Raw genomic sequence first — 25,667 nt, forward strand, 5'->3', positions numbered from 1 at the left:
CACGGTGGGGACGGTGAGGGCGATAAAGGTAATAGGATTTGCGAAAGCGGCAAGTGGGGAAGAAGGGCAGCAAACCCTGCTGTTCTTACCCCGCAGGAGCAGGAGGAAAAACAGCAGGGTTTCGGTGGGCAGCGGTGGCCATTCGGAGGTCCGGTCCTTTCCCGCTGGGCCACCCGCGTCAAAAAAATTTGTCCTCCTTCCAGTTTTTCGGATTGTTGATGATGTAGGCGGAAATCCTTAAGAAGGCACCATCATCGCGGATGATGTGATCGTGGAAGCGGGTCTGCCAATGGAATTCAAATCCCAGGCGGCGGGCGTGTTTCGTCACGGCGGATTTGTACGATCCCACGATGGAGGAAATGGAATTTTTGCCGATGTTTTGAAATCGTTGTTGGCCGATGGTTTTGGGGGGCGATGGGGGCGATGGGGGCGATGGGGGCGATGGGGGCGATGGGGGCGTAGAGACAGGGCATGCCCTGTCTGTACGATCCCCGGCGCCCCCATCATCCGCGCGATCCCCGGCGCCCCCATCATCCCCGCCACGATCATCCGCAATCCGATCATCCCCGCCGCCATCATCCCCGCCACGATCATTCGCGATTCCATCATCCACGCCATCATCATCCCCGCCGCCATCATCCCGCCCATGATCATCCCCCTGCGCAGGAATAATCAGAATCCCATGAATATGATTTGGCATCACGATGAATGCCCCCAATTCCACGTTTTCCGTATGGTAGGGGATCTGGTGCCACAATACATCCGCGATGGCACCCACCGGCGACAATTGCATCTTTTTATCCACAATTTCCCCGAAATAATGCGCCCTGTTGTGCGTACAAATGGTGATGAAATACGCACCCGCCCAGCGGTAGTCCCAGTGCTGGTGGCGGGCCGAAGGGATGCGGTATTTGTTTTTGTATTTTTCCACGGAGGGATGGGTTAAGGTGATGCGGTAGGATGCAGGGAGGCAAAACCGTTCTAGTCACGCCCTTGGGTTAATCAAATGGTGGCCCTTGCCCCAATGCGGGGATCTTATGCGGCGCACGTCATAAACCCGTTCCAAAAATAATAAATTTCCAATCCCCTACCCCAACAAATTATACAACACCTGCACCGCCAATATCTTCCCAATCAGCACTACCGGCAGCATGCGGGTATAACCGATGGTGGGGTATTTATTGCCCGCCTGCTCAATGGCAAAATCCAGCACGGCCGGCTGGCTGCCCACCATACCACTCAGGAAGCTGAAGGGGATGCCCAGCAGCCGGTAGCCAATCACCAGCGTAGCCAGGGTGGAAAAGATGGCGATGACGCCGCCGGCCAGGAAAAGCTGGTAACCCAGCCCGGTCTGCAGCGTCTGGAAAAAGGTTTGGCCCGAGCGGATGCCAATGCCCGCCAGCAAAAAAATGAGCCCCATCTGCCGCAGCGTCAGGTTCGCGCCGTAGGGCAAAGTCCACACAATCGGCCCCGTCCGCCGCAACTGCCCCAACAGCAAGGCCACAATCAACGGTCCACCGGCAAAGCCCAGACTAAAACTATAGCCCCCCGGCAAAGTAATGTTGATCATGCCCAGCAACAGCCCCAGCGTAATGCCGAACCCGAAGGAAAGCAAATTCACCCGCGCCAGCGCTTCGTAGCTGTTGCCAAAGACTTTCTCAATGGCCGCAAAATCATTGCGGTGGGCCACCAGCAAAATGCGGTCGCCCAGCTCCAATACCGTGTCGCCCGAGGCCAACAGGTCCATATCCCCCCGCTGCACGCGCGTGATGAGCACGTTGAAATGCTCCTGCAAATTGAGCGAGGCAATCGTCTTACCCGCAATGCCGTCGTTGGAAACAAAGAGCCGGCGGGTGTCGAAAACGGAACGATCGTAGGTCAGCTGCCCTTCGTCGGGCGGACCAATCAGCGGGCCCACCGTAGCCAAATGCTCTTCCGTGCCGACCACCACCAGCAAGTCGCCGAGCTCCGGAATGGTCTCCCAGGAAGTCAGCGAAGTCCGCCCTTCGTGCAGGATGCGGCCGAAGACGACCCGCGCGGGGTGCGCACGGTTAAAATCGCGGAGGGTCCGCCCGATTACGGCGGCATTTTCCACGCGGTAGGTGACGCTCGTCAGCTCTTCGCCGAGGGGATAATCGCGGTGCAACGTGCGGGCCTCGGCGGGGTAATCCACCCGCAGCAGCCGCTGGTAGGCGACGATGGCCATCATCACCCCCAGCACCCCCATCGGGTAGGCCAGGGAGTAGCCCACCACGGCTTGCTCGCTCATCCGGTCCACCGCACCTGCGTCCGCGCCCTTCTGGATCGCGTCCAAAAGCCCCGCCAGCGCCGGCGTATTCGTCGATGCCCCCGCGTACAGCCCGCCCGTGAGTGCCGCATCAAAGCCCAGCCAGCGGCCAATGCCGTAGGCCATCAGCCCCGAAAGCAGCACCGTAAAGAAGGCAAAATAGACGTCGCGAAAGCCATGCCGCCGGAAACTGGCGAAAAAAGCCGAGGCCGAACTGAGGCCCACCGTGTACACAAACATGGCCAGCCCCAGAAAAATAATGAACTGCGGCACCGTCAACTCCGGACTCAGCGCCCCGAAGCCCAGCCCAACGAAAAGCACTGCCGCCACCCCCAGTTTAAAACTGCCAATGCGTAATTCCCCCACCCCATAACCCAGGGCAATGACGGTAAAAAGCAGCAGGAGCGGAGATTGGATGAAGGCTTGAATCATGGCCAGAAAATTGCGCGCTTGAACCCGCCACACAGCAAGTTGGGCGCGAACGCAGGTGCAAAGGACGGGATAATTGAGCAATGGCGGAGCGGCGGCCGAGATTTAGCCCTTCATCTTTGCCTAAAAAACTCCAAGCAACTCCATGCGCCAAAATTTGATAGACGATATTGGATATTTGATTTAACTGTCGCTTTTATCGAAAACGTCGGGCTCCACCCGACGCTACCCAAGCGCCCGCTACGGGGGAGATCCGCTAGGCCCGAGATTTTTGGAAAGATCAAGAAATAAAAAATACTCCAAGTAACTCCATGCTTAACTCCATGCAACTCCTTGGGCTAAAAAAACGCCCCCTTACCCCGCAAAATAACTCCGGTACTTCCCCTCCTCCCCTTCCGGAATCCGCTGGAACTTATTAAAATACCATTCATACTTCCAGTGAAAACCCGTCACTTTCTGCAACGCAAAGAGCCCAAATGACTTGAGCACAAACTTCACCGTCCGCCAGGCCCGCGCGTAGTTCCCCGGAAAGTGCTTACGTTGCAGGGCCCAGGCATCCTGCCAGCGCTGGCGCACGGACCGAAACCGGGAAAGGTCCCGCGAAAGGCCCCCAAGTTCGAAGATGACCGTCAGGCTGGGAATGTGCTGGTTGGGGTAGGCGCGCAGGGCCCGGATCTTGTAGTCGTCGTCCGCCGCAATCCGGAAGCTGAGGTCATAGCGGTTGTTTTGGTAAAAGGCGCGGGGGAAGAGGCTGGCCTGGTGATTGGGCAGTCCTCGTGCCGGGCAGAGGGGACCCACGGGGCGGGCCATGGGGTTGAGCCGGAAGATGTGCTTACCGTCGGTCATCACCGCCGTGCCGTAGTAATAGACGTCGGGCTCCGTAATCTCCGCCACCAACTCCGCCAGGCTCTCCGGCGCGTAGAAGGCGTCGCCCGCGTTGAGGAAAAGGCAAAAGTCGCCGGTGGCCTGGTCGAGCCCCTTGTTCATCGCATCGTAGAGGCCCGCGTCGGGGGCGCTGGCGAAATAGCTGAGTTGGGAGCGGTATTGTTCCAGGTACTCCACCGTCCCGTCCGTACTGGCTCCATCAATGATGATGTACTCCACGTGGGGGTAAGTCTGGCCGAAGACGGAGGCCAGGGTGAGGGGCAGGGTGCTGCGGCGGTTGTAGACTACGGTGATGATGGAGATGCGGGGCGGGACGTTCATTGCGCGGAAAGTATTTGCTGGTACAAAGCCCGGTATTCCCCGGCAATGGCGGTGGCCGAAAAGCGTTCCGTGGCCTGCTGCCGGGCCGCTGCGGTCATCGCTGCGTACGCGGCGGGCGGCAAAGCACAGATGTGGCGAACCCCCGCCGCGAGGCCTTCAGGGGCGAAGGGAGGGGCAGCGTAGCCGCTCACGAGGTGCTCCACCAAGGCCCCCGTACCCGTAGCGTTGAAACAAACGACGGGCGTGCCACAGGCCATCGCCTCCACAATCGTTTTGCCAAAAGCCTCCTGGATGGACGGTGCCACGAACACATCGGCTGCTGAGTAGGCCAGCCGCAGGTAAGCATCATCTTCCACGTAACCGAGTGCCGTGTACCGGCCAGCCAGGGGTGCCAAAGCCGCCGGGTCCACCCGCCCGAAAAAGACGTAGTGAATGTCCGGTCCCTCCGCCCCCAGCAATTCCATGGCCCGCTGGTACTGCCCAAATCCTTTGTACGGGTTGGCGCTGTTGATGGCCCCGCTCAAGACCAGCTTCCGTCCATCGTCGGGCAGGCCCAGGCGCTGGCGGGCCAGGTGCTTTTCTTCCGGAAAGAAAAGGTCCATATTGACGCAGTTCATAATCTGGTGCACGGCGTGCCCGGCGGGGTGGTAGACGGGAGATTGCCGCAGACAGTCGGCCATCCACGGACTGATCGGCGCCCAGTGGATGGGCAGGGCTGCAAAAGCCGCCCGCTTGGCCGCCAAGCGCCGCGAAGAAAGGTCGGGGTCGGCCGCAGATTGCAGTACCGGACAAGCCCCGCAGCCCGTAGTATATTTCGTACAATCGAGCGAGTAATGGCAACCACCGGTGAAGGGCCACATGTCCCGCACCGTCCAAACCAGGGGTTTGTTGAGCGCGGCGATGTTGCGGACCCCGAGCATGCCGTTGTTGATCCAGTGGAGGTGGACAATATCAGCCGCCTTTACCAAAGGGTGCTGCGCCAGGTCGTTGCCCAGCACGCCCGGAGAAAACAGGCGCTTGTTTTTGAGGGGATAGCGGAGCAGCAGCAGACGGTCCAGGCGCGGCAGCATGCGCTGTTTAAACCACGAAGGACGGTCCGTGCCGATCAAGGAGTGGATGCCCGCCTCCGCATCCGGCGAAGCTTCCTGGCTCAGCACCTGGCTATCAACGCCCAGCTTCCTCAGGCCCTGGTGCAACCACAACACGCCCCGGCCCGCGCCGCTGAAAAGTTTCGTCCCGTTGAGGTGGAGGATCTTCAAGTCATCGGGGATTAGCGCACAAAAATGCCGTCAACCTGCAATTGCTCACCGGTGTCGGAATGGTAAAAGCCGGGTTCGAGGCCCACCAGGCGGAAGCCGCGCTCCGTCAGCAAGGCCATACATTCTTCCAGGCCGAGACCCTGGTCGTAGAGCGGGACCAGCGAAATTTCCAACTGGATGGCCCGCACATCCCCCAGGCTCTGCTGCGCGCCTTTGAGCACCTCCCGCTCGTAGCCCTGGGTATCAATCTTCAGGTAGGTTTTTTTGCCCGCCAGCCGGAGGGCGGCGAATTGCTCGTCAACGGTACTCAGTTGAATCGTCTCCTTGGCCACGTACACGCTATCGGGCGCACCCTCGAGGTGTTCGGGCAGCAAGTCGCGGAGGGAGCTGCTGTAGCTGTTTTGCGATACGTTGATCTCCCCCACCCCGGCGGCTGCCCCCAGGGCGAGTTGGTGGACCTGCCACTGCGGATCCCCAGCTGCAACGGCCTGTAACGCCGCAAAAGCAGCGGCCGTAGGCTCGAAGGAATGGATGGTCCCCGTGTAGCCCAATTGCCGGAGTTCTCCGCCGTATTGCCCCACATTCGCCCCCACGTCCAACACCATCTCAATGCCATGGTGCCGCAGCAGGGCCCGCCGCCGCCGCAATTCGTGGGGCGGCTTCAGCTGCACGTACAGCCCGCGTGCGGCGAGAAAATCCTGAATCTTTTTGGCGATGGACATTGGCAAAGGCATGGTTCGGCCCCGGATGATCCGGCAAGACCCCAACGGCGGCAAAGTTAAGCCTTCCCGCCCAACTGCGCTCTGCTGCGGAATTACGGGGTTTGGGGAGTAAGCACACGGATGCGAACTGCGCCCCGACCAACACGTACTTCCTCTCCGCTCATGGCAAGCCCTGCAAAAACCCTTTCATCGCCCGGTGCTGCTCATCCACCCGGCCAACCACCGCCCCCAGCCTCGGCCAGCCGTGCGCCCGTTCGTATTCGTAGATGCGGATGACGTCGTCGGCCAGACCTTCAAATGCCCCGAAGCGATCAAAACTGCCCCGCCCCAGTTTGCGCCGGATTTTATCACGCAGGCCCGGCGAGCGGAACGCGTAGGTGTCCAGAATTACGCCCCCCAGAACGTCTTTCAGCCCGCGCCCGCGACCGTCTTCGGTCAGCAAAATACTCGGCTTGCGCAGGCTGCTCATGCAGATGTGGGCGTGTACGCGGTAGCCGACGTGAAAGTCGGCCGCCTGGTACAGGGCCAACAGTTTATCTACGCCGCCACTGATGTCTTCGTAAGCAATGCCCTCCGCCTGCAACCAATCCACCAAGGCCCGGTGCTGGGTCACGAAGGGGTTCGGACGGTCACCGTACACCGCCGCAATCACGGCAGGCTCCACAGAATGGTGAAAAGCAACCGTCAGCCGCTCCCGCCCGAAGTGCGCAGCTAAGCGCAGCAACAAGTCTTTGGCCTGTTTCGCTAATCCCGGGCTCTGCACGAAATTAACGCCCGGTGAAAACACCACCCGCCCGGGCCCCGCGGCCGGTAGACCCACGAAGGGCGTCCCGATGCGCTCCGGGACGTAGAGGGCCGGACAGCCCGTCATTACGCCCCCGGGGATGCCAGCACGATCCAGGGCGTTCAAGGAGCGGTAATCCCGTACACTCAGGCCCAGCCCATCCGCCGCGCAGCGTTGCAACAAGGCCAAAGTTTGGTCGGTAAACCGGTAGTTGCGGCTGTCTTCCCAGGTCCCCGGGTAGGCGTGCCACCCCGCGCCTAGCGTGGTAATGGGTGCGGTGATTTCCCGCAGGTCTTCCCGCAGGGGATAGACGTTGGGGTACATGTCTTTGCGGAGGGCAGGGCCACCGAGTAAGATCAGGGCAGCGGCACCGTTGACGGTCGCTAGGTCTTCGTCGGTAAAAGTTTTCCAGCCATCGAGGTCAACGACAGCGCGGTCGGGCCGGTGGGCCGCCAGCAGGGCGTGGCCGCGGTGGCGGATGAGGAAGTCGCCTGCGTTGTTCCGCGAGCCCGTCAGGGTTACGTAGTAGGGGCGCATCACTCGAGTTGGTTCCAGTAAAGAATGGCATCAGCAGCCAGGGCAACGCGGGCTTTGCGGCCCACCACCTCCCCGAGGAACTGCGGCGATATCCCGAAGGCAGGGCGCTTCCAGGTCAGGTCGTCGGAGCGCAGTATCTCCCCCGCCGCCACGTCGCGGCGCAAGACCAGGCTCCGGCGGGCGTTGCGGCGGGAAATGTCTTCCTCCGGCAAGGCACGCTTCTGGAAACTGCCCAGGCGGGAGAAAAGGACGTCCATCCGCCGCTGAAAGGCCCGCAGATCGTCCTTGTCCATGGCGTGGTAGTGGTCGTTGCCCGGCAGGCTTTTATCGTGGGTGAAGTGTTTTTCCAGAACCGGTGCGCCCAGGAGTACGGCCGTTTCCAGGACCGACATATCTCCCGGTAAAGTGTGGTCGCTGTAACCCAGGGTGCGGCCGGGGAAGCGCTGCCGGAGGTCGAGAATCATCCCCAGGTTGGCCAATGCATCGGGGGTGGGGTAATTCAGGATGCAGTGCAACAGGCACAAGGGGTTGCCCTTCGCCTCGATGCGCTGGACGGCCGCGAAGACCTCATCCAAGTTGGCCGCCCCCGTCGAAAGCAAAACGGGCTTGCCAAAATCACACATGAATTCAATGAAGGGGTGGTTGGTCAGGTCCGAACTGCTGATTTTGTACACCTCCATCAGGTCGTTGAGAAAGGTGGCGCTTTCCACATCAAAAGGGGTCGATAAAAATTCGATACCCACCCCATCGCAGTGGATTTTCAGGGCCTCGAATTCTTCCTTCCAGAACTTGTCGTATTTCTGGAACAGCGCGTGCTGGCTGGTGGTGGGTTCCTTACTCAGATCCCAGTAGGAGGGGCTGTGGCGGGCGGCGATTTTGTCGGCCTTGTACGACTGAAACTTTATCGCATCCGCTCCGCCCTCGGCTGCTTCTTCGATCAGGCGCTTGGCCAGTTCCATGGAGCCTTCGTGGTTGACGCCCGCCTCGGCGATGACGAAAGGACGTCGGATCTCGGCTGCCCGGGGATCGTTGGTCCGGATAAATTGCGCTAGGCTCATGGTTGGTCGATGGTTTGCTTAATCAATTGAAGTACGCGGTCCAGGCCCGTGCGGATTTCCTGGGCCAACATCAATTCTCCCAGGTGGCGGCGCTGCTCTGCGGAGTCGAGCAGCCCCAGGAAGGCATCCAGAATGGCCCCATCCTCGGCCTCCGCCCCCAGGCCCAGGTTGATGAAGCCGTAGTTGGGGCCGGCGAAGAAGTGGGTAGTCTCACGCGGGTTCTGGCACAGCACGATGGTGGGTAAGCCCAGTGCGGCGGTTTCGAAGGTCGTCCGGCCCGCCGAGGTAAACGCCAGGTCGGCCCCCAGCATGTGCTCGGCCATATCCCGCACGTCATCCAGCAACTCAATTTCCCCCGTGTAGTCCTTCAGGCTCGCGCGGGCGGCGTAGCCCCGGCCCAGAATGACTTTTACCCGGATGCCCCGCCGCCGGCATTCCGGCAAAATCAAGGCAAGCACCCGCTGCGTGAAGTTGTTCGGGTCTACCCCGCCAAAAGTCACCAGCACGTCCTGCACCACTGGGCGCGTCACGACCGATTCTCCGGTGAGCAGGAATTCCGGTCGCAGGCAGAAGTAGCGGTGCCCGAAGTAATGGTTGAGCAATACTTTTTGTTCCGGATACATGGCATTGATGACCAGGTCGGCGTAACGCGCCCCAGGGCCCAAGTCTTCAAAGTTGATCAGGGGCACCCCCAGCGCCTTCAGCTCGGCCATTTCCGCTGCGGTGGTGTCGAGGCGGTCATTGATGATGACGTCGGGCGCCAACTCGGCCAGGCAGCGGACGAGCTCACCGGGCGCACTCATCCGCACGGGGTAGTTGTAGGCAGCGATCGTCGAGAACGCCAGCTGGCTGTTGGCGTCCACGACGAAGTTCAGTTCGTGGTCCAGAATACCGCTGGCGATGGCGAGCAGGTTATGGACGTGCCCCAGGCCAATGGCCGGATAGCCCGCCGTGACCAACGCAATACGCTTCCGGCGCAGGTAGTATTCGCACAGGGCCCAGTCGGCAAAAGTGTCCACGTCGATGCTTTCCCGGTCGGAAATGGCGAAGACGGCCACCTCCGCCCCGAAGCGGGAAGTTGGCGTCACCACCCGGCGGCGGGCGATGAAAAAGCCCCCCGTCTCGCGGTACCGCGGCGGCAGGTATTGGCGGTTGAGGCGCGCGGTGTAAGCCGGCACCAGCTTCCCATCTCGTTCTTCCCAGGACAGGTGGCGGTCGTCAACGGCACTGATGAGGGTATCAATAGTAGGGTTGGCCAACATCCGGTCGATGGCCGCATCAAGGGTCGCCGTTTGCAGGAGCGGGGAGGTCGGCTGGGCCGTGATGACCAGGTCGTAGGGCTGTCCGCAATTGGCTTCGGCCTGCACCGTGGCATCGTAAATGACGCTGTCGAGCGTAGTCGCATCCTGGCTCAGCGAAGGGTCTCTTTCGATGACGCCCGCCCCCAGCTTGCGGGCCACCATCCGGATTTCTTCGTCTTCGGAACTCACCACCACTTCCGCCCCGTGGCGACTGCCCTTGGCCATGCGAATGGTGTAGTACAACAGGGGCTTGCCGCCCAAAGTCCGCAGGTTTTTTCGCGGAATGCCTTTGGACCCTCCCCGGGCGGGGATGACGATGAGGATGCGGGGGTTCATTGGGTAAAGGTAGTACGTGCCAGCGGATGGCCAAGCATCCATTGGCCGTAAGAAACGCCGATCCACGCCCCAAAAAACCAAATTGCCAAGGGCCCGACCAGAGGTGCGGATCCGGTCTGCTGCGACGTAAAACGCCTTGACCTCACAAAACTCCAAGCAACTCCATGCCTCACTCCATGTTACTCCATGGGCTAAAAAATCACCGGACCAGAGGTCCGGATCCGGTCTGCTGCGACGTAAAACGCCTTGACCTCACAAAACTCCAAGCAACTCCATGCCTCACTCCATGTTACTCCATGGGCTAAAAAATCACCGGATTAGAGGTCCGGATCCGGTCTGCTGCGACGTAAAACGTCTTGACCTCACAAAACTCCAAGCAACTCCATGCCTCACTCCATGTTACTCCATGGGCTAAAAGAGCCAGCCGGACCAGAGGTCCGGATCCGTCAGGCCAGCGCCTCCCGGTAGTGGGCAATGACCCGCTCTTCGGCAAAAACGCTCAGCACCAGTTCCCGACTCCGCACGCCCAATCCGGGCAGATCCGCAGCCGGGTCCGCTGCCGCCAGGCAGGCTGCTGCCAGCGCCGCGGCATCTCGCGCGGGCACGAGCCAACCATTGACGCCCGGCAAAACGACCTCCCGCACGCCTGCCACGTCCGCCCCAATCAAGGCCCGGCCCGTTGCCCCCGCTTCCAGGAGGACCCGCGGACAACCCTCCCGGTACGAAGGCAAGACGACCACCGCCGCCCGCGCCAGGTGCGGCCGCACGTCAGTCGTCGCCCCGGCGTAACGGATGACGCCCTCCCCGATCCAGCCTTCCAGCTCCGCCGCACTGATGCCCGTGGGGTTTTCGCCGTCAAGCGGGCCCAAAACGTCGAAGACCAGGTCCGGACGCTCCCGTCGCACCAGCCGCGCCGCCGCCACGTACTCCCGGATGCCCTTATCCGCGAGCAGGCGCCCGACGAAGAGAAAATGCCCCGCTGCGGCCTGCGCGTAAGGCACCAGCGGGAAGTCGGCCACCCGCACACCGGAGCCTGGCACCACGCCTGCTTGCTCCCCCGTCACCAGGCCCGCTTGTAAAAACAGGTCGCGGTCGTCGGGATTATGAAAAAATACCCGCGTGCTGCCGCGCAGGGCCCAGCGGTACAAGTGCCTGACGATCCAGGCCGTTGCCCCGCCGGCCAGAAAGGTGTAGCCCAGCCCCGTCAGCGTATTGATGCTTCGCACCCCGTTGCGCCGGGCGGCGATGGAGCCGAAAATGACGGGCTTGATGGTGTAGTGCAGCACTGCCGCCACCCCCTCCCGGCGGTAGTGCTGCGCCAGTTCGCGGGTCAGGGCCAGGTCTTGGAGGGGGTTGAGGCCACTGCGGCGCAAGCGCTGTAAGGCGATGAATTGCGCGCCCGTAGCTTCCAGGGCGGCGCGGGCCGGGCCATCGGGGGCCAGCAAAATGACGCGGTGCCCCTCGGCCAGCAATGCTTCGATGATGCCCCGGCGAAAGTTCCAGAGGTTCCAGGCCGTATTGGCCACCAGCGCAATGGTTGGGGGGGCGGAGCGTTCGATGGGCAGTACTTGAGGGGGCAATTTACGGTGCCAGCGGCCCTGCGTCGAGAAATTGGCGCAGGAAATGGGGGTTGGCAGACCATTCCAGGGTCTGCGTTGGGAGCCAGGCCCGGTAGCGGTCGAGCAACCATTGCCGGACCTCCCCTTGCTCTTCCGTCGGGAACACGGCACCTGCGGCCGCGCCCGCAATAATGCCCCGCAATTCGGGGTCGTCGGGGCCATTGACGAGGGCCAGAATGGGTCGGCCACTGGCCAGATAATCCCACAATTTGGCCGTCAGCACGCCGTAATAGCCAGGTGCCGACCAGCTGAGCAGCAGTAAAAGCGTAGCGGATTGTTGCATTTTTTGCGCGGCCGCAGGTGCAATGGAAGTCTGAATATCGAGGCACTCCGCCGGCAGCTCCCGCATCCACTCCCGGAACAAATCGGCGTCTTTGCCCCGGTAGAGCAGGCGCAGGTGGCGGGCCGGGATCTCCCCCGCCGCCAGCAAATCCGCCAGGGCTTCAGCCAGGGGTGCGGCCGACTGCAAACCCGCGTACAAACTGCCCGTGTAGACGATGGTGAAGTGCACGGTTCGGGGTGCCGTAGTCGCCGGCGGCAAGCCCAAAAGGGCGTTGCGAAACACCTGGATGCGGGGGTGCCAGCCCGCCAGCTGCGCCCGTTGCCCCTCGGAAACGGTCCAGACCACGTCGGCCAACTTCAGCACCCGCCCCCCCCAGCGGCGTTGCAGGGCTGGCCACCAGACGTCGGCGCGAACCAGATCCACCGGCAGGTCGCGGAAATCGGCCACCCAGCGCAGGTGGGGAAACTCCCGCTTCAGCTGCCGGGCCACGAGGTGATCCGTCCAGGGCTGGTACGAAGAAAAGACGGTATCGATGCCTTCCTCGCGGATGAGCTGTCGGGCCAGGGCGAGGGCCTTCCGCCGGTAGTCCGCCCCCCCGTCGTCGGTAAAATACACGAAAGGGAAGGCCTGCCGGAGGGGCAACAGAAAACGGTACAAAGGCTTGCGGCGGGTAGCGCTGCCCAGGGTTTGCCCGTCTTTACCCAGCCAATTGCGGAGGTCGTTGGCTGCAATGGCGTAGGTAGCAGCTACGAACGGCAAGGGCTCGCGCGCCGCGCCCCGGCAAATGACGAAAAGCTTCCCCTCCCGCGCGAAGTATTCGGCGAGGTGCCGCAGCCGGCGCGCGGCGGGCCCGGCGTGGGGCGGGAAGCGTTGGGTGAGGAAGAGCGTCGGCATGTCTCAGAGGGGGCGGGCGATGCGGTAATAGATTTCAACGCCCGTTTTGGCCAGGTAATCCGTAGCGCCGGGGGCCAGCCGCAGGATGTCGGCGTGGTAGTGCAACACCTCCGATCCCGTAGCCGCAACGTGGAAGGCCAGGGTGCTGATGCCGGTGATGAAGGTGATCCGGTTGCCGGCGGCCAGGGATTCAATGCTCGTCGTTTGGGGCAATTCCCGCAGCTCGATTTGGTCCCTAAACTCGGCCAGCACGGCGCGGTACTGCGGGGCATTCTCCGGGTGGCGGGCCTGGACGGGGTGCAGTTTTACGTACAACACCGTGATGCCGCGCGCGACGATCTTGGTGAGCACCGTCCGGAGCAAAGTCAGGTACACCGGCAGGGCAATGTAACCGGATTCCACGAGGCAGGAAGTCCCCAGCACATAGGCACCGGTGTATTCACCCACGAACTGGGGAGGAAAGACTTCCCGGACCACCACGCGTTTTTCCGGCGCGGCCCAGGGGAAGCAGCCGGGGAGCGTGCTGTAGCAGCGCCCTACGCCGTCGAGCAGGGCAATGGTGCGGCCCACGTTCAGCCGCTGCCCGGGCACCATCGTCGTGCGCGCTTGCCAGGCCCGGAGCTGTTGCCTCCAGCCCTCCACCCGCAAGAAATTGAAGTAAAAGCCCAGCTCTTCGCGCGACTGGTAGCTGCCAAACCCGTCTTCCAGCACGTGGTAGGCGGCTGCGTGGTGGGCCAGGACGTTGATGTACCAGTAAGTATACATCGGGGCGTAGACCTGGAAATCGGGCGCCACTTGGTCCAGTACCTCCGCCTTAAAGTGGGCGTAGCGGCGGCGGTTGGTGCGGCGGTGGCGGAGGAGGTTGCGGCCGTTGGCAGCCAGGTATTCCTCTCCGTTGCGGATGGGGTAAGCGGCGGTATCCCCCGCGCGGTAGCTGCCCCGGCTGCGGATGACCAAGACGGTGGCTGGGTCAAGGTTCTCCTGCCGGATGATGGCGTCCGTCAGGCGTTCCTGGAGAATGGCGTGGGTAACGAAAACGTGGGCGAATGCCATGGGAAAGAGAGGTAACGTCAGGTTGGGGAGTGGAAGAAAATATTTTCCCGCTCAAAGTCGCGCTGCTCAGTACCATTCTTCTCCCGCCAGGCTGGCGTAGACGGCCTCGATGCCGGTGCGGAGGTCAATGCGGTGCTTCCAGCCGAGGGCGTGGATTTTACTGACGTTCATCAGTTTGCGGGGGGTGCCGTCGGGCTTGGATAAGTCGTGGGTGATTTCCCCGGGGTAGCCGACGATGTCTTTTACCATCTCCGCGAGGGCGAGGATGGAGAGGTCTTCGCCCGTGCCGATGTTGACGAAGCCAGCCTCGCTGTAGTGGTTCATGAGGTAGACGCAGGCTTCGGCCAGGTCGTCAGCGTGGAGGAATTCCCGAAGGGGTGAGCCAGTGCCCCACATGACGACTTCGGCGGCACCTTCTTTCTTGGCGGTGTGGAACTTGCGGATGAGGGCGGGCAAGACGTGGCTGCGCTCGAGGTCGTAGTTGTCGTTGGGCCCGTAGAGGTTGGTGGGCATCGCCGAGATGAAATCGCAGCCATACTGGTGGCGGTAGGCATCGCAGAGTTTGATGCCGGCAATTTTGGCGATGGCGTAGGGCTCGTTGGTGGGCTCCAGCAGTCCGGTCAGCAGGGCGTCCTCCGTCAGGGGCTGGGGGGCCAGCTTGGGGTAGATGCAGGAGGAACCGAGAAAGAGCAGTTTCTGCACCCCGTACTGCCGGGCGGCCTCGATGATGTTGGCCTCGATCATGAGGTTATCGTAGAGGAATTCGCCGCGGTAAGTGTTGTTGGCCAGGATGCCCCCCACCTTGGCGGCGGCCAGAAAGACGTAGGCCGGGCGCTCCTCGGCGAAGAAGCGGTTGACGAGGCGCTGGTCGCGCAGGTCGAGCTCGCGGCTGCTGCGGGTAATGAGGTAGGTGTAGCCCTCAGCTTCGAGCTTGCGTTGAATGGCGGAGCCGACCATGCCGCGGTGGCCAGCGATGTAAATTTTATCTGTTTTGTTCATTGTCTTTTTTGGGAAGCTTCGCTCCCTTTTTTTGAACCACTAAGAGATGGTTGAGGCGTGGTACGCCGAAGAAGGAATTGGGTCGCCGTACAACGGCTCCACCATTTTTAAACCACTAAGGACACGAAGAGGGGCAAAAGGGACTAAATCTTAGTCCCTCTTCGTGTTCTTAGTGGTTCAAAACAGGAGCGAAGCTCAAAAAACCTACTCATACTGCTCCCGCACCACAAACCCCGCCTCCTTCAGCAACTGGTGCTTCCGGAAAATCTCTACGTCGGCCCGGACCATCTCCGCACACATTTCCGCCAGGGTGTAGGTCGCCTTCCAGCCCAGTTGCTGCTGGGCCTTCTTGGGGTCGCCCAGGAGCAAGTCGACCTCGGTAGGCCGGAAGTAGGCCGGGTCTACCGCCACTACGGCGGTGCCAACGGGAAGCGGGAAAGCGGGGTCGGCCACGGAGGCAATCCGCCCTACTTCGTGCACTCCCTTGCCCTGCCAATCCAGTTCCACCCCCACCTCGCGGAAGCTCATCACCACGAATTCCCGCACGCGGGTGGTCACGCCGGTGGCCAAGACGAAGTCTTCCGCCACGTCGTGTTGCAGGATGCGCCACATGCCTTCGACGTAGTCTTTGGCGTGGCCCCAGTCGCGTTCGGCGTCGAGGTTGCCGAGGTAAAGTTTGTTTTGGAGACCAAGGCTGATTTTGGCCACCGCGCGGGTGATCTTGCGGGTCACGAAAGTCTCCCCGCGCAAGGGGGACTCGTGGTTGAACAAGATGCCGTTGCAGGCAAACATCCCGTAGGCTTCGCGGTAGTTCACGGTAATCCAGTAGGCGTAGAGCTTGGCCACCGCGTAGGGCGAGCGGGGATAAAAGGGCGTCGTCTCCCGCTGGGGGACTTCCTGCACCTTGCCGTACAGTTCGCTGGTGGACGCCTGGTAAAAGCGGGTTTTCTCCGTCAGGCCCAGCAGGCGGATGGCTTCCAGCAGGCGGGTCGTGCCGATGCCGTCGGTGTCGGCGGCGTACTCCGGCATATCGAAACTGACCTTCACGTGGCTCATCGCGCCGAGGTTGTAGATTTCGTCGGGCTGGACTTCCTGGACGATGCGGACCAGGTTGGTGGAGTCCGTCAAGTCGCCGTAGTGTAAGACGAAGTTGCGGTTATCGACGTGGGGGTCCTGGTAGAGGTGGTCAATGCGGTCGGTGTTGAACAGGGAGGAGCGGCGTTTGATGCCGTGGACTTCGTAGCCTTTCTGCAACAGCAGTTCCGAAAGGTAGGCACCATCCTGGCCGGTGACGCCGGTAATGAGGGCGCGCTTAGACATACAAGATTTTTTTTGCGAAGGTAGCGCATTTCGGCGGGCCAGCGGAAGCAAGTGGGCCAAACGTATTGCTGCCCGGCGGATGTCTGCGGTCACTTTCCTTGCCACTGCTTACCTTTGGAGACTGGCCCGCCGCCGCAAAAAAATGAAGGAACAACCGCAAGCTTTCAAATTATCCGCCGGCGGATCCCTTTGGCTCGACCTCCTCCGCGGGCTCAGTGCCCAGGCCGTCGTTATTGGCCACGGCCTTTTCTTCTGTGGCCTGATGAACCTGGAAACGGACCCCGGAATTTTCGTCGTGCAAAATTTTGCCGTCCTCCTGTTCTTCATCCTCTCGGGTTTCCTCATCACCTACTCTACAGCGGGGAAGCTGGTACGCACGCCGGGTTACGGATTTAGCCACTTCTTCATCGACCGCTTCAGCCGCATTTATACCGCCTTCGTTCCCGCCCTGGTGCTGGTTTTCTTGATCGATAGCTGGAGCATCTACCTCAACGCCGCAACCTACCAATACGGCGCAGGCTACAACCCAAAAACCTTCGTGGGCAACCTGCTCATGCTCCAGGATGCTCCCGGCGTCAGCCTGCTGCTGGGCCGCCTGACCAGCTTTGGCTCCGGCCGCCCTTTCTGGACCTTGAGCGTAGAGTGGTGGATTTACCTCTGCTTCGGCTGGTTGCTGCTGCGGGTGCTCCGCCCCGCCCGCAGGCGCTGGTACGACGCGCTGCTTTTGCTGCCCCTGCTGGTGATCCCCGCTTTCAATTTCTGGGGCGGAAAGGGCAACGGCCTCATGGTTACCTGGCTGTTCGGTGCGGTAGCTTATCTGCTCTTGGCGGGGCACCAGCTCCAGAAATTACGCCCTCAATGCTACCTCGCCGGAGCACTCCTATTTGCCGCTCTGGGGGCCCTGCGCTTCCGGGAAACGGGGCAGGAATACGACGTCATTTTGGCCTTCGCCGCCACCGGGGCCGTAATGACCTTACTGGCCTACTTTCAACATACCACCTGGCCCCGCCGGCTGGCCAGCGCGGTACGCACCAACGCCGCTTTTTCCTACACCCTCTACCTCCTCCACTACACCGTTTACGATTTCCTACGCAGCCACCTGGGGGATTTTTTCACGCCGTGGACGCTGCTGCTGGCGGGTTTTCTGCTCTCCAACCTCCTCAGTTTGGCCGTCGGGCTTTTCTTTGAGACCAAGGCAACGCGGTGGGTGAAAAATGGGCTGTACCGCCGTTTTTTGCCGGGGGCGTAGCGGAGGCTTCGCTTTAAGTGGAACTGATGAATAATTACAACTCAGCAACCAACACCACTTCGAGCTCATCCAACTTTACCAGGTCCTTGTCATTCGTCAGGAATTTTTCACAGCCTTCGTCAATCGCTACGGCAACCTGAAAGGCATCCATTCCCTTAAGACTTTGGTATTTGCCACGTAGTTTGGCGGCCAATTCAGCCCGGATAAGCGAAATCGGGAGAACATCGATTCCAGTGTGTTCGATGAAATCCTTGAGCTGAACGATGATCTCTAAACGCTGATCCCGGATAGGTTTGACGGAAAATTCCGATAGCGTAACCACACTCGTTACAAACTCATCCCCCGATTTAAATCGATCAATAAAGTATGCTTTTACCTTCTCAGCAAAATCGGGGTGCTCCTCTATCAGATAGATGAATGGAGCCGTGTCGATAAAGATTTTCATTAGAGCTTGTCTAAAATTTTTAAGAACTGATAATCAATGACTTATGGTTCTGGCTAGACAAAAAATTGCGCGCATAGTGGGCTACGTAAGTCATTTTTTGTGACGCCAGGTTCATAAGTGCTTGGTTATCAGGAAGTAAAAATTTAGACAAGCTCTTAGAAGGACCTTTCTTCCGAGCGAAGTTCATTTACGTATGCTTGAGCATCGCCGCCCCAAAAACCCTTGCCCGCCCCGACAAAGGCCTGTAAGGCTTCTTCCATCCGGCGCTGCCTGCGCAAACGTTCTTTTATTTCGTCCAAGATCAACTCAAGTTCCTCTTTTTGTAAGAGCTTGATGTTGGTCAGCACTTGTTCCACTAATGCCGTCATGACTTTTCCTTTATCAACGACTAAAGATAGCGAACGGTTGCTTACCCACTCTTCGCTTGTCTAATCGCTCATCGTAGCTCAGCCCAAGCGGGTGATTACTCGCCCGCAGTTTCGGGCTCAAGCCCCCAACTCCGCCAGCAAAATATCCCGGATCCGCTCTGCAGCCCGCCCATCCCAGAGGGGTGGAATGATGCCGGTTTTGGCGCGGCCGGCCAGGATGTTGTCGATCTCGGCCAAGACGGTATCGGGGTGCAGATCGGCCAGCAGCAGGTTCGTGCCCAGCTCCACCGTGATCGGCCGCTCGGTCGTGTCGCGGAAGGTGAGGCAGGGGACCTGCAGGTAGGTCGTCTCTTCCTGGATGCCGCCGGAATCCGTCACAATCAGGCGCGCATTGTCCATGAGCTGCAAAAATTGCAGATAGCCCTGCGGCTCCAAAAGGTGGAGGTTTTCAATGGCCAACACTTCATCCAGCAGGCCAAAATGCGCAAAATTATTGCGCGTCCGCGGGTGCATGGGAAAGACGACGGGCAGGCGACGGGCACTGCGCCGCAAAATATCCAGTATCGCCCCCAGCCCCTCGGCACCGTCTACGTTGTGCGGCCGGTGCATCGTCGTCAGGAGGTAAGATTTTGCTGCCAGCCCGAGGCCCTCCAGGACTTTCTCCTGCGCGGCTTTTTCCCGGAAGTGGATCAAAGAATCGATCATCACGTTGCCCACCAGGTGGATGCCCCGGCTCAGGGTATTTTCCCGGGCCAGGTTGACCAGGCCGCTGTGTTCCGTGACGAAGTGGTACTGGCAAATGGCGTCGGTCACTACGCGGTTGACTTCCTCGGGCATCGTCCGGTCCCCACTCCGCAGGCCCGCCTCCACGTGGGCTACGGGGATGCCCATCTTCACCGCTACCAGCGTGGTAGCCGTCGTGGCGTTTACGTCGCCCACCACCAAGACCAGATCGGGTTGCTCGGCCAGCAAGACCTCCTCGAATTTCAACATCACGTTGGCCTTCTGGTAAGTATGGCTCCCCCCCCCCACGCCCAGGTGAAAGTGTGGCTCCGGCAAACCGAGTTGGTTGAAGAAGATGTCGCTCATCTTCGCATCGTAGTGCTGGCCGGTGTGGACAATGCGGCTGTCAATCTGGCCCGAAGCCACGAAGGCGCGGTGCAGCGGAGCTACTTTCATGAAGTTCGGCCGGGCACCGACAACGGATAGGATCTTAATCATCGGACAAAGGTAGGGACAGTCCTGCTTTCCACGGCCAGCCAGCCCGGGCTTTGGCCCAACCTTGCTCCTTCACTTTTCCCTGCACCTGCGACCGCGCCCTCCGCAACAATTCCTACATCCGCAGCCACGTGGCGGGCACCAGATCCGAAGTATCGATACTGGGGTCGGTAAACCAGTTGGCCGGGGCAACGACGGTTTTCTCCGGACCCACGTTGAGCCAGGCCGCCCACCAGGCGAAGGAACTGTTCGGGATGATGAAGTGGCGGCAGGCCTGCATCAGGCGCAGGTAGTTGCCAAATTTCCAGCCCTTGTGCTCGTGCCCCACCACCTCGGTCGGGAAGTCCAGCACAATATTTTCCCGGCACCACGCCACATCATCGGAAAAGATGAAAAAGCGGGGTTCACTAAGCGTGCGCCCCAGGTGGTCGGCCGCCCGCAGGAAGTACTCGCGGTTGGTGGCGTTGAGAATGGCGTCCTGCAAAAAGTCGGTGCGGCGCACGTTCAGGCAAATCGAATTGCTCTCCCTGATCCGCGCCAGCAGGGCTTCCGACTCCGGCAAGAGCGGCCGACTGAACTGAAAGTCGCGCCGGATTTCGTCCTCCACCCCGGCAAAGTAACGGGGGCTCTGCCACCAACCGTTGTAAATGACGCCCTCCTGCGGAGCCGCCAGCACCGAGGCGTCGAAGTGGAAATGCGGCTCTTTGTACACCGCTTGCTTGCGCAGGTAAACGTAGCGCAGGCCCAGGCTCAAGTAGCGGTTTCGGAGGTTAAAGACGGTCCGCAGCAAGGCTGGCGGCTGGAGGAAATCCGCCTCCACCCGGAAAACGTCCAGGTCATAATCCCGGTACACGAAACCCGGCGGGTTGTTGCGGTAGAGCAGGTTGGTGAGGTCGAATTTCAATTCCGTCCCCAGCTGCCGGGCCAACTGTTTGCCCAGGGCGTACTGGAACATCTGGTTCCCCATGCCGCCTTTTAGTCTGATCAGGATCATGTGGTCTTAAGTGGTTTACTCGACGGCTGGCATTCGCGCGGCCATTTCCCCGAGGAGTTTTTCGCCCAGCTTGCGGTGGACGGCCAGGTGGTCAATACTGGTTTGGAAGACGCGGTATTGGGGGGCCAGAAAGGCCGCCGCGGCCGCCAGTTCTTCCGCCGCCAGGTGCTGGGCTTCGTAAAGGATGAAAGTGGGGGCGTAGCGGCTCAGGTCCAGTTGCCCGAGAATTTTCCAATCGTAGCCCTCGGTGTCGATGTGGAGCAGGTCGATGCCCGCAATATTGTGCCGCGCCAGTAAGTCGGCCAGCGTAATGCCCTCCACCGTGGTGGTGCGGACGTAAGGGGTCAAGACGCCGTCGAGTTCCTTTTCGATGTGGCCGCGGTAGAAGGAGCCCAGTTGTTCGTACCAGTAGGGCAGGTCGGGCAAGTCGGTCTTGGCCCGGGGGTCTACGTAGTAAAAGGGCAGCGCAGTGCCGTCGTTGATGGCGACGTTGGCGAGTTGGAAGCGTTCCCGGTCGGGGTAGTTTTCCTGGAGGCGGGCGAAAGTGGCCGGCAGTGGCTCCACCAGCAGGCCGCGCCAGGCGGGGTAGCGTTGGAACAAGGGGTAGAGGGGGTCGCCCGTCTTACCGTCGTTGCTGCCGATCTGGACGATCTGGGCCGGGTGCCCCCCCAGCACCCTGGCGAACCAGTAGGCGGGGAAGCGAGGGTCCCGGAGGTAGGGCTTGCGCAACAGGCGGCGGCGCAGTTTTTTGAGGAAGGCTTTGATCATGGTCGGATGACTTGTTCGGTGGGCATTTGCAGCCATTCGGCCACGCGTTTCTCGAGCGTTTGGGCAGTGGCGTAGGCCTGGCAAGACTGGCGCATGGCCAGCACCCGTTGCCGGTAGGCGGGGTCTTCCAGCACCGTCGCGATGTTGCGGGCAATGGCCCCAGCGTCGTCCACGTCCTTATCCGCCAGCAAGCCAACGCCGTGGTAATGGACACGGGCGGCGCAGCCCGGTTGGTCCGATTGTTTGCCGGAATACACCAGCATGGGCACCCCACAGTGCAAACACTCGTGGATGGTGTGGATGCCCCCGTGGTTGATGGAAAGATCGGCCTGCCGCAGCACCCGCAGCTGGGGGACGTAAGTAAAAGTGTGGACTTGCTCCGGCAATTCCCCCAGCGCAGCGGGATCAAAAGTACCGCCCAAGCCGAGGAATAGCGTCCAGTTCCTCCGAACCGCCACCGCCGCCACCAAGCGCCGGAGGAAAGCCGCATCGCCACCGGAAAGGGTGCTGATGGTGCAGAGGATGAGCTTGCGGCCCGACTTCGCCTGCTCCTCCAGCAAGTCACTGCACCTGCGGCCGCGCCCACTCCACGCATCGGCTTCCCACCGCTTTGCGTAGACCATTGGCCCAACGTAATGCAGACCCGGCCGGGGGACGTGCGGAAACTCCATCTCGTAGGGCGTCATCGTCAGCACCGGCAGTCTCGCGTAGCTGAACACTCCCGGCCACCAGTTTTCCCGGATGTAGGCCGGCGGGAAGCCATTTTCCCGCGCCAGGGCCAGCAGGACGCTGCGGCGGTCGGTGCCAAAACTGCGCCAGGCCATGCGGCGAAACATCCACTGTCGCTGCCGCCGCACCCGCTCCCAGTGGGCTGCAATGCCGGCCGGGCTCCCGCGTTCGCCCCCCCGCCCTGGAATGACGTCGGTCAGCAAATAAGGCAAACCCGGCTGTCGCCAAAGGGAGTACCACTGGCTCAGTAAAGCAAATTTCTGGCCCAGCCCGTAGGCGGCAAAAATGTATTCGTGCAGCTCAATGTCGATCAAAACCAGGTCGGGGCGCAGTCGTTCCACCAAGGATTGAAAGGCGCGGGGGCGGTAGCGCTCCAGGGCCATCCTGCGCCGCTGCCGGCGCTGCCGGAAGCGCCACCAGATTCTGCCCACTTTGCCCAGGCCCGCTGGTAGTGACGGGGCCGGATCCGTGGAGATGAAAGGCAACTCCTCAAAGACAAAACCCTCGGTTTCTACCCTTTCCCCCACCGGACGCGGAGCGGCCAGCACCACCCCGTGCCCCGCCGCCGTCAGGCGATCCGCAAGGGCCAGGCTGGCGTGGAGAATGCCCGTAAGACCGGTGGTGACGATCAACAACTGCGCCATCTATTCTTCGTTCATGGCATCCAGCAGGCTGCGGATGACGGCCTCGGTGTGGGCCGCCAAGCTGCGCACCGTCGGGAAACGGAAAATGGTGTTGGCGGGCAAGTCAAGCTCCAGGGCATCGTTGATTTGGTTGATCAGGCGGATGGCCGACAGGGAGTGCCCCCCCAGGTCATGAAAACTCGTCGTTACACCAATGTCTTCCAGCCCCAGGGTGTCCCGCCAGAGCTGGAGGATGATGCCTTCTAATTCGTTGGCCGGAGCGGTGGCCTCGCCAGCCCCACCAACCAACACCGGCGCGGGCAAGGCGGCGCGGTCAATTTTGCCGTTGCTGTTCAAGGGGAAGTCGGCCAGGACCATGTAGTGCCCCGGCACCATGTAGGCGGGCAGTCGCTCGGCCAGGAAGGCCTGGGCCCCGTCGGCAGAAAAATCGTCCGCCACTACGTAAGCTACCAGGTAGGCGTCGTGCCCTTCCTGCCGGGCCAGCACCTGGGCCCGCGTCACCCCCGGCAGCGTGAGCAAAACCGCTTCGATTTCCCCGAGTTCCACCCGGAAGCCGCGTAGTTTGATCTGGGAATCGATCCGCCCCAGGAAATCAATGTTGCCGTCGGGCAGCCACCGTGCCAGGTCGCCCGTGCGGTATAGGCGCTGGGGCGTGCCCCGGCCGTCGATGGCTACCCGGACGAATTTCTCGGCCGTCAGCTCCGGCTTGCCGTGGTAACCGAGGGCCACCTGCAGGCCGCCGATGTGGAGCTCTCCCGGCACCCCCGGCTCGCAGCGCACCCCGTCGGGCCCCAGAATGTAGAGCGGAACGTTGGGCAGGGGCCGCCCGATGGGGACTTGCGTTAGCGCCGGCCCCGCCGCGGGAGCCCGCCAGTGCGTCACCTCAATGGAGGCTTCCGTGGGGCCGTAGAGGTTGTGGAGTTCTACGCCCGGGAGCCGCGAGCGGAAGAGGTTCACCTGGTGCGGCGTCAGCGCTTCGCCACTGCAAAAAACGCGGCGAAGGCTCGGCAATTCCAGCGGCCCGCCCAGAAAAGCCTCCAGCATGGGCGGCACAAAATGGGCGATCGTGATGCCTTCGCGCCGGATGAGGGCAGCGAGGTATTGGTTGTCTTTGTGCCCCTCGGGTTTGGCAAATACCAGCTTCATGCCCGTCATCAAGGGCCAGAAAAGTTCCCAGATGGAGACGTCGAAACAGTAGGTCGTTTTTTGCAGCAGCACGTCGGAGTCCGCCGATACGGGGAAGGCCCGGAGGCCGAATCTGAGGCGGTTCATCACCCCCCGGTAGCGGTTGCGCACGCCCTTCGGCTGGCCCGTCGATCCCGAAGTATGGATGATGTACATGAGTTGGTCCGGGCCGGGCCGGAGAATGGGGCGGCCCGCCGGATGGTCGGCAAAAACCGGCGGAGCGGCATCGAGCAAGACCAGTTCACCCTCGTGCAGCGGGCGCAGGGTCGCCGCGTAGCGTTCCTGGGTGAGCAAGACCGGGGCGGCGGTATCTTCCAGGAGGTAGCGGATGCGCAGGGCAGGGTAGGTGGGGTCAATGGGCACGTAAGCCGCCCCCGCCTTGAGGATGCCGAGCAGGCCCACCATCATCTCCACCGAGCGGTCCAGGCAGATGGCCACCGGCGTTTCGGGCGGCAGCTGGAGGGCCAGCAGGTAGTTGGCCAGGCGGTTGGAGCGCTCGTCGAGGGCCGCAAAAGTGAGGGACGTCGCTTCGGCCACCACGGCGGTGCGAGCAGGGTGGTAATCAACGCTGGCGTAGAAAAAATCGAGCACCGTGTCTTCCCCGAGCAGGCTGGGGTCGACGGGATTAAAAGTATCGAGCAGGGCGCGGCCGCAGGTGCTGGGGAAGTTGACCGGCAAGGAGCGGTCGGCCAGGAAATCCTCCAGCAAATCCAGGTACTGCTGCGGGAGCAAGCGCTGCAAGGCCGGGTCGATGATGGCATCGTTGCAATCAAAGCAGAGGTCCAGCCGTCCTTTCCCCTCGAAGTCGAAAACCTGAAATTTGAGGTGGTGCCCGGGCTCGGTGTGGCCAGGGTGCAGCCATTCGGCCTCCAGCGCGGGGTCCCCCTCCCCCACCAACGCCTGGTTGAGGTAGTTGAAAAGTACGTTGAAGCGCTGGTTGAGCTGCGCAGAACTCGTGCCCGGCTTGGCGTAGCGCAGCCATTCCATGGTTTCGGCCCGGACTTTGGCCAAGAGGCTGGCGAAGGTGTCTTCCGGACTGATCTGCACGCTCTGGGGAAAGAGCTCCATCAGCAGGCCGGGCGTCTTTTTGTCGGCCGCACTCAGTCGGTGGTGGGCGGGAACGCCGATGCAGGGCCGTGCGCCGCCGCTGATCCGGTGGAGGAGGGCGAAGAGGACGGTGGCAAAAACGGTGTAGCGGGCCAGGTCCACCGACCAATTGCGCACCTCCGGCGTAGCACAGACTGCGTCGAGGCGGGCCATCGTCGCCGCGTCCAGCGTACGGAGGTAGCGGAGGGTGCGGCTGGCCCGCTCGGGGTTGCCCCGGCCGAACAACAAGGGGGGCGTGGGGAGTTCCCGGGCTTTTTCCGCCCAGTAGGCCGTGGTTTTTTCCCGCTCCGGCGTTGTTGCTGCCAGCGCATCCGCTTCCAGGTAACGGCGGAAGCTGGAGAAGTCCCCCTCCGGAAGAGGCAAGCCAGCGGCCAGTGCAGCGTAGGCGGCCTCGACGTAGCGGAATTGCAAGGCCAGGCTCCAGCCGTCGGTGATGAGGTGGTGCTGGTTGAAGTACCAAACGTAGTGATCTTCGGCCACCTTCAGCAGGGCGAGGTCGAAGAGGTGCTCCCCGGGCGAGAACACGCGCTGGCAACGTTCGTCCAGCCAGGTGGCCAGTAGCCCGGCGGGGTCGGCGGCGGCGGAGCAATCGAAGTAGCTTAAGGCAGCGGACGGTGGCACCGCGAAGGTCTGCTCGGGTTCTCCGTCGCGTTCCCCGAACACCAGGTGCAGGGCATCGAAGCGCTCCACCAGCGCCTGGCAGGCTTGGCGAAAAAGTTCCGGGTCAATGGCGCGCCGCCAGGTGAAGGCGAACGCCATGTTGTTGAGCGGACTACCGGGCAGCAGGCGTTGGCCGGTCCATACCCAGGTTTGGGTCCGGGTGAGGGGATAACGGTCGGCGTTGGACGATTGGCTAGGCATGGTGGTCAGCGT

General features: G+C 61.5%; 21 protein-coding genes. 1 reads left to right on the forward strand and 20 read right to left on the reverse strand.

The features are described from left to right. Nucleotides 1-178: 178 nt before the first annotated feature. From H9S92_RS08055 to gmd, 13 genes are all read right to left on the reverse strand, one after another. The gene (locus tag H9S92_RS08055) at nt 179-931 is read right to left on the reverse strand and encodes a transposase (RefSeq protein WP_187466198.1); all 753 of its coding nucleotides are present in this window, start codon (nt 929-931) and stop codon (nt 179-181) included. Nucleotides 932-1,087: 156 nt separating this feature from the next. Then, nucleotides 1,088-2,719 carry an aspartate:alanine exchanger family transporter gene (locus tag H9S92_RS08060; RefSeq protein WP_187466199.1) on the reverse strand — a complete coding sequence of 544 codons (1,632 nt, stop codon included), beginning with the start codon at nt 2,717-2,719 and terminating at the stop codon, nt 1,088-1,090. Between the two features lie 351 nt (nt 2,720-3,070). Then, a complete protein-coding gene (locus tag H9S92_RS08065) occupies nt 3,071-3,922 on the reverse strand; it encodes a glycosyltransferase family 2 protein (RefSeq protein ID WP_187466200.1) in 852 nt (283 codons plus the stop codon). Next, complete coding sequence (locus H9S92_RS08070) at nt 3,919-5,181, reverse strand: glycosyltransferase (RefSeq protein ID WP_187466201.1); 1,263 nt, start codon at nt 5,179-5,181, stop codon at nt 3,919-3,921. Before H9S92_RS08070 ends, H9S92_RS08065 begins: the two co-directional genes overlap by 4 nt. An 11-nt stretch (nt 5,182-5,192) precedes the next feature. Then, complete coding sequence (locus tag H9S92_RS08075; protein WP_187466202.1) at nt 5,193-5,903, reverse strand: FkbM family methyltransferase; 711 nt, start codon at nt 5,901-5,903, stop codon at nt 5,193-5,195. 160 nt (nt 5,904-6,063) lie between these two features. After that, a complete protein-coding gene (locus tag H9S92_RS08080; RefSeq protein WP_187466203.1) occupies nt 6,064-7,224 on the reverse strand; it encodes a polysaccharide pyruvyl transferase family protein in 1,161 nt (386 codons plus the stop codon). Then, nucleotides 7,224-8,282: an N-acetylneuraminate synthase family protein gene (locus H9S92_RS08085; protein WP_187466204.1), complete on the reverse strand. Its 1,059-nt coding sequence runs from the start codon at nt 8,280-8,282 to the stop codon at nt 7,224-7,226. Before H9S92_RS08085 ends, H9S92_RS08080 begins: the two co-directional genes overlap by 1 nt. Beyond that, nucleotides 8,279-9,919 carry a cytidylyltransferase domain-containing protein gene (locus H9S92_RS08090; RefSeq protein WP_187466205.1) on the reverse strand — a complete coding sequence of 547 codons (1,641 nt, stop codon included), beginning with the start codon at nt 9,917-9,919 and terminating at the stop codon, nt 8,279-8,281. Before H9S92_RS08090 ends, H9S92_RS08085 begins: the two co-directional genes overlap by 4 nt. Nucleotides 9,920-10,365: 446 nt before the next feature. Beyond that, on the reverse strand, nt 10,366-11,499 hold the full coding sequence (locus H9S92_RS08095) for a glycosyltransferase family 4 protein (protein WP_187466206.1): 1,134 nt from the start codon (nt 11,497-11,499) through the stop codon (nt 10,366-10,368). 1 nt (nt 11,500) lies between these two features. Further along, nucleotides 11,501-12,715, reverse strand: coding sequence for a glycosyltransferase family protein (locus H9S92_RS08100; protein WP_187466207.1), 1,215 nt, complete (start codon nt 12,713-12,715; stop codon nt 11,501-11,503). Between the two features lie 3 nt (nt 12,716-12,718). Then, a complete protein-coding gene (locus H9S92_RS08105) occupies nt 12,719-13,768 on the reverse strand; it encodes a hypothetical protein (protein ID WP_187466208.1) in 1,050 nt (349 codons plus the stop codon). A gap of 66 nt (nt 13,769-13,834) precedes the next feature. After that, the gene (gene fcl, locus H9S92_RS08110) at nt 13,835-14,767 is read right to left on the reverse strand and encodes a GDP-L-fucose synthase (RefSeq protein ID WP_187466209.1); all 933 of its coding nucleotides are present in this window, start codon (nt 14,765-14,767) and stop codon (nt 13,835-13,837) included. A gap of 204 nt (nt 14,768-14,971) precedes the next feature. Further along, a complete protein-coding gene (gmd, locus tag H9S92_RS08115) occupies nt 14,972-16,087 on the reverse strand; it encodes a GDP-mannose 4,6-dehydratase (RefSeq protein ID WP_187466210.1) in 1,116 nt (371 codons plus the stop codon). 142 nt (nt 16,088-16,229) lie between these two features. On the opposite strand from gmd, the gene H9S92_RS08120 reads away from it, so the two are divergent. Beyond that, complete coding sequence (locus H9S92_RS08120; RefSeq protein WP_187466211.1) at nt 16,230-17,336, forward strand: acyltransferase family protein; 1,107 nt, start codon at nt 16,230-16,232, stop codon at nt 17,334-17,336. 34 nt (nt 17,337-17,370) lie between these two features. On the opposite strand, the gene H9S92_RS08125 is transcribed toward H9S92_RS08120, so the two are convergent. From H9S92_RS08125 to H9S92_RS08155, 7 genes are all read right to left on the reverse strand, one after another. Further along, nucleotides 17,371-17,781 carry a type II toxin-antitoxin system VapC family toxin gene (locus H9S92_RS08125; protein ID WP_187466212.1) on the reverse strand — a complete coding sequence of 137 codons (411 nt, stop codon included), beginning with the start codon at nt 17,779-17,781 and terminating at the stop codon, nt 17,371-17,373. Between the two features lie 155 nt (nt 17,782-17,936). Next, the gene (locus H9S92_RS08130; RefSeq protein WP_187466213.1) at nt 17,937-18,149 is read right to left on the reverse strand and encodes a hypothetical protein; all 213 of its coding nucleotides are present in this window, start codon (nt 18,147-18,149) and stop codon (nt 17,937-17,939) included. A gap of 117 nt (nt 18,150-18,266) precedes the next feature. Continuing rightward, complete coding sequence (gene wecB, locus H9S92_RS08135; RefSeq protein WP_222936024.1) at nt 18,267-19,370, reverse strand: non-hydrolyzing UDP-N-acetylglucosamine 2-epimerase; 1,104 nt, start codon at nt 19,368-19,370, stop codon at nt 18,267-18,269. Between the two features lie 112 nt (nt 19,371-19,482). Beyond that, nucleotides 19,483-20,361, reverse strand: a complete 879-nt coding sequence (locus H9S92_RS08140; RefSeq protein WP_187466214.1) for an alpha-1,2-fucosyltransferase — start codon at nt 20,359-20,361, stop codon at nt 19,483-19,485. Between the two features lie 15 nt (nt 20,362-20,376). After that, entirely contained in the window at nt 20,377-21,129 is a 753-nt protein-coding gene (locus H9S92_RS08145; RefSeq protein WP_187466215.1) for an FkbM family methyltransferase, read from the reverse strand. After that, complete coding sequence (locus H9S92_RS08150; protein ID WP_187466216.1) at nt 21,126-22,502, reverse strand: nucleotide disphospho-sugar-binding domain-containing protein; 1,377 nt, start codon at nt 22,500-22,502, stop codon at nt 21,126-21,128. The genes H9S92_RS08145 and H9S92_RS08150 overlap by 4 nt, the downstream gene beginning before the upstream one ends. Continuing rightward, a complete protein-coding gene (locus H9S92_RS08155) occupies nt 22,503-25,655 on the reverse strand; it encodes a non-ribosomal peptide synthetase (RefSeq protein WP_187466217.1) in 3,153 nt (1,050 codons plus the stop codon). Between the last annotated feature and the right edge of the window lie 12 nt (nt 25,656-25,667).

It is taken from the genome of Neolewinella lacunae, from assembly GCF_014349155.1.
Classification (GTDB): domain Bacteria; phylum Bacteroidota; class Bacteroidia; order Chitinophagales; family Saprospiraceae; genus Neolewinella; species Neolewinella lacunae.

What these genes read in the sequence shown, in the direction of transcription:
- H9S92_RS08145 (WP_187466215.1), bottom strand. Translation starts at nt 21,129, where the DNA reads ATGATCAAAGCCTTCCTCAAAAAACTGCGCCGCCGCCTGTTGCGCAAG.
- H9S92_RS08065 (WP_187466200.1), bottom strand. Translation starts at nt 3,922, where the DNA reads ATGAACGTCCCGCCCCGCATCTCCATCATCACCGTAGTCTACAACCGC.
- H9S92_RS08075 (WP_187466202.1), bottom strand. Translation starts at nt 5,903, where the DNA reads ATGTCCATCGCCAAAAAGATTCAGGATTTTCTCGCCGCACGCGGGCTG.
- H9S92_RS08140 (WP_187466214.1), bottom strand. Translation starts at nt 20,361, where the DNA reads ATGATCCTGATCAGACTAAAAGGCGGCATGGGGAACCAGATGTTCCAG.
- H9S92_RS08060 (WP_187466199.1), bottom strand. Translation starts at nt 2,719, where the DNA reads ATGATTCAAGCCTTCATCCAATCTCCGCTCCTGCTGCTTTTTACCGTC.
- fcl (WP_187466209.1), bottom strand. Translation starts at nt 14,767, where the DNA reads ATGAACAAAACAGATAAAATTTACATCGCTGGCCACCGCGGCATGGTC.
- H9S92_RS08100 (WP_187466207.1), bottom strand. Translation starts at nt 12,715, where the DNA reads ATGCCGACGCTCTTCCTCACCCAACGCTTCCCGCCCCACGCCGGGCCC.
- H9S92_RS08125 (WP_187466212.1), bottom strand. Translation starts at nt 17,781, where the DNA reads ATGAAAATCTTTATCGACACGGCTCCATTCATCTATCTGATAGAGGAG.
- H9S92_RS08085 (WP_187466204.1), bottom strand. Translation starts at nt 8,282, where the DNA reads ATGAGCCTAGCGCAATTTATCCGGACCAACGATCCCCGGGCAGCCGAG.
- H9S92_RS08080 (WP_187466203.1), bottom strand. Translation starts at nt 7,224, where the DNA reads ATGCGCCCCTACTACGTAACCCTGACGGGCTCGCGGAACAACGCAGGC.
- H9S92_RS08155 (WP_187466217.1), bottom strand. Translation starts at nt 25,655, where the DNA reads ATGCCTAGCCAATCGTCCAACGCCGACCGTTATCCCCTCACCCGGACC.
- H9S92_RS08120 (WP_187466211.1), top strand. Translation starts at nt 16,230, where the DNA reads ATGAAGGAACAACCGCAAGCTTTCAAATTATCCGCCGGCGGATCCCTT.
- gmd (WP_187466210.1), bottom strand. Translation starts at nt 16,087, where the DNA reads ATGTCTAAGCGCGCCCTCATTACCGGCGTCACCGGCCAGGATGGTGCC.
- H9S92_RS08090 (WP_187466205.1), bottom strand. Translation starts at nt 9,919, where the DNA reads ATGAACCCCCGCATCCTCATCGTCATCCCCGCCCGGGGAGGGTCCAAA.
- H9S92_RS08130 (WP_187466213.1), bottom strand. Translation starts at nt 18,149, where the DNA reads ATGACGGCATTAGTGGAACAAGTGCTGACCAACATCAAGCTCTTACAA.
- H9S92_RS08150 (WP_187466216.1), bottom strand. Translation starts at nt 22,502, where the DNA reads ATGGCGCAGTTGTTGATCGTCACCACCGGTCTTACGGGCATTCTCCAC.
- H9S92_RS08105 (WP_187466208.1), bottom strand. Translation starts at nt 13,768, where the DNA reads ATGGCATTCGCCCACGTTTTCGTTACCCACGCCATTCTCCAGGAACGC.
- wecB (WP_222936024.1), bottom strand. Translation starts at nt 19,370, where the DNA reads ATGATTAAGATCCTATCCGTTGTCGGTGCCCGGCCGAACTTCATGAAA.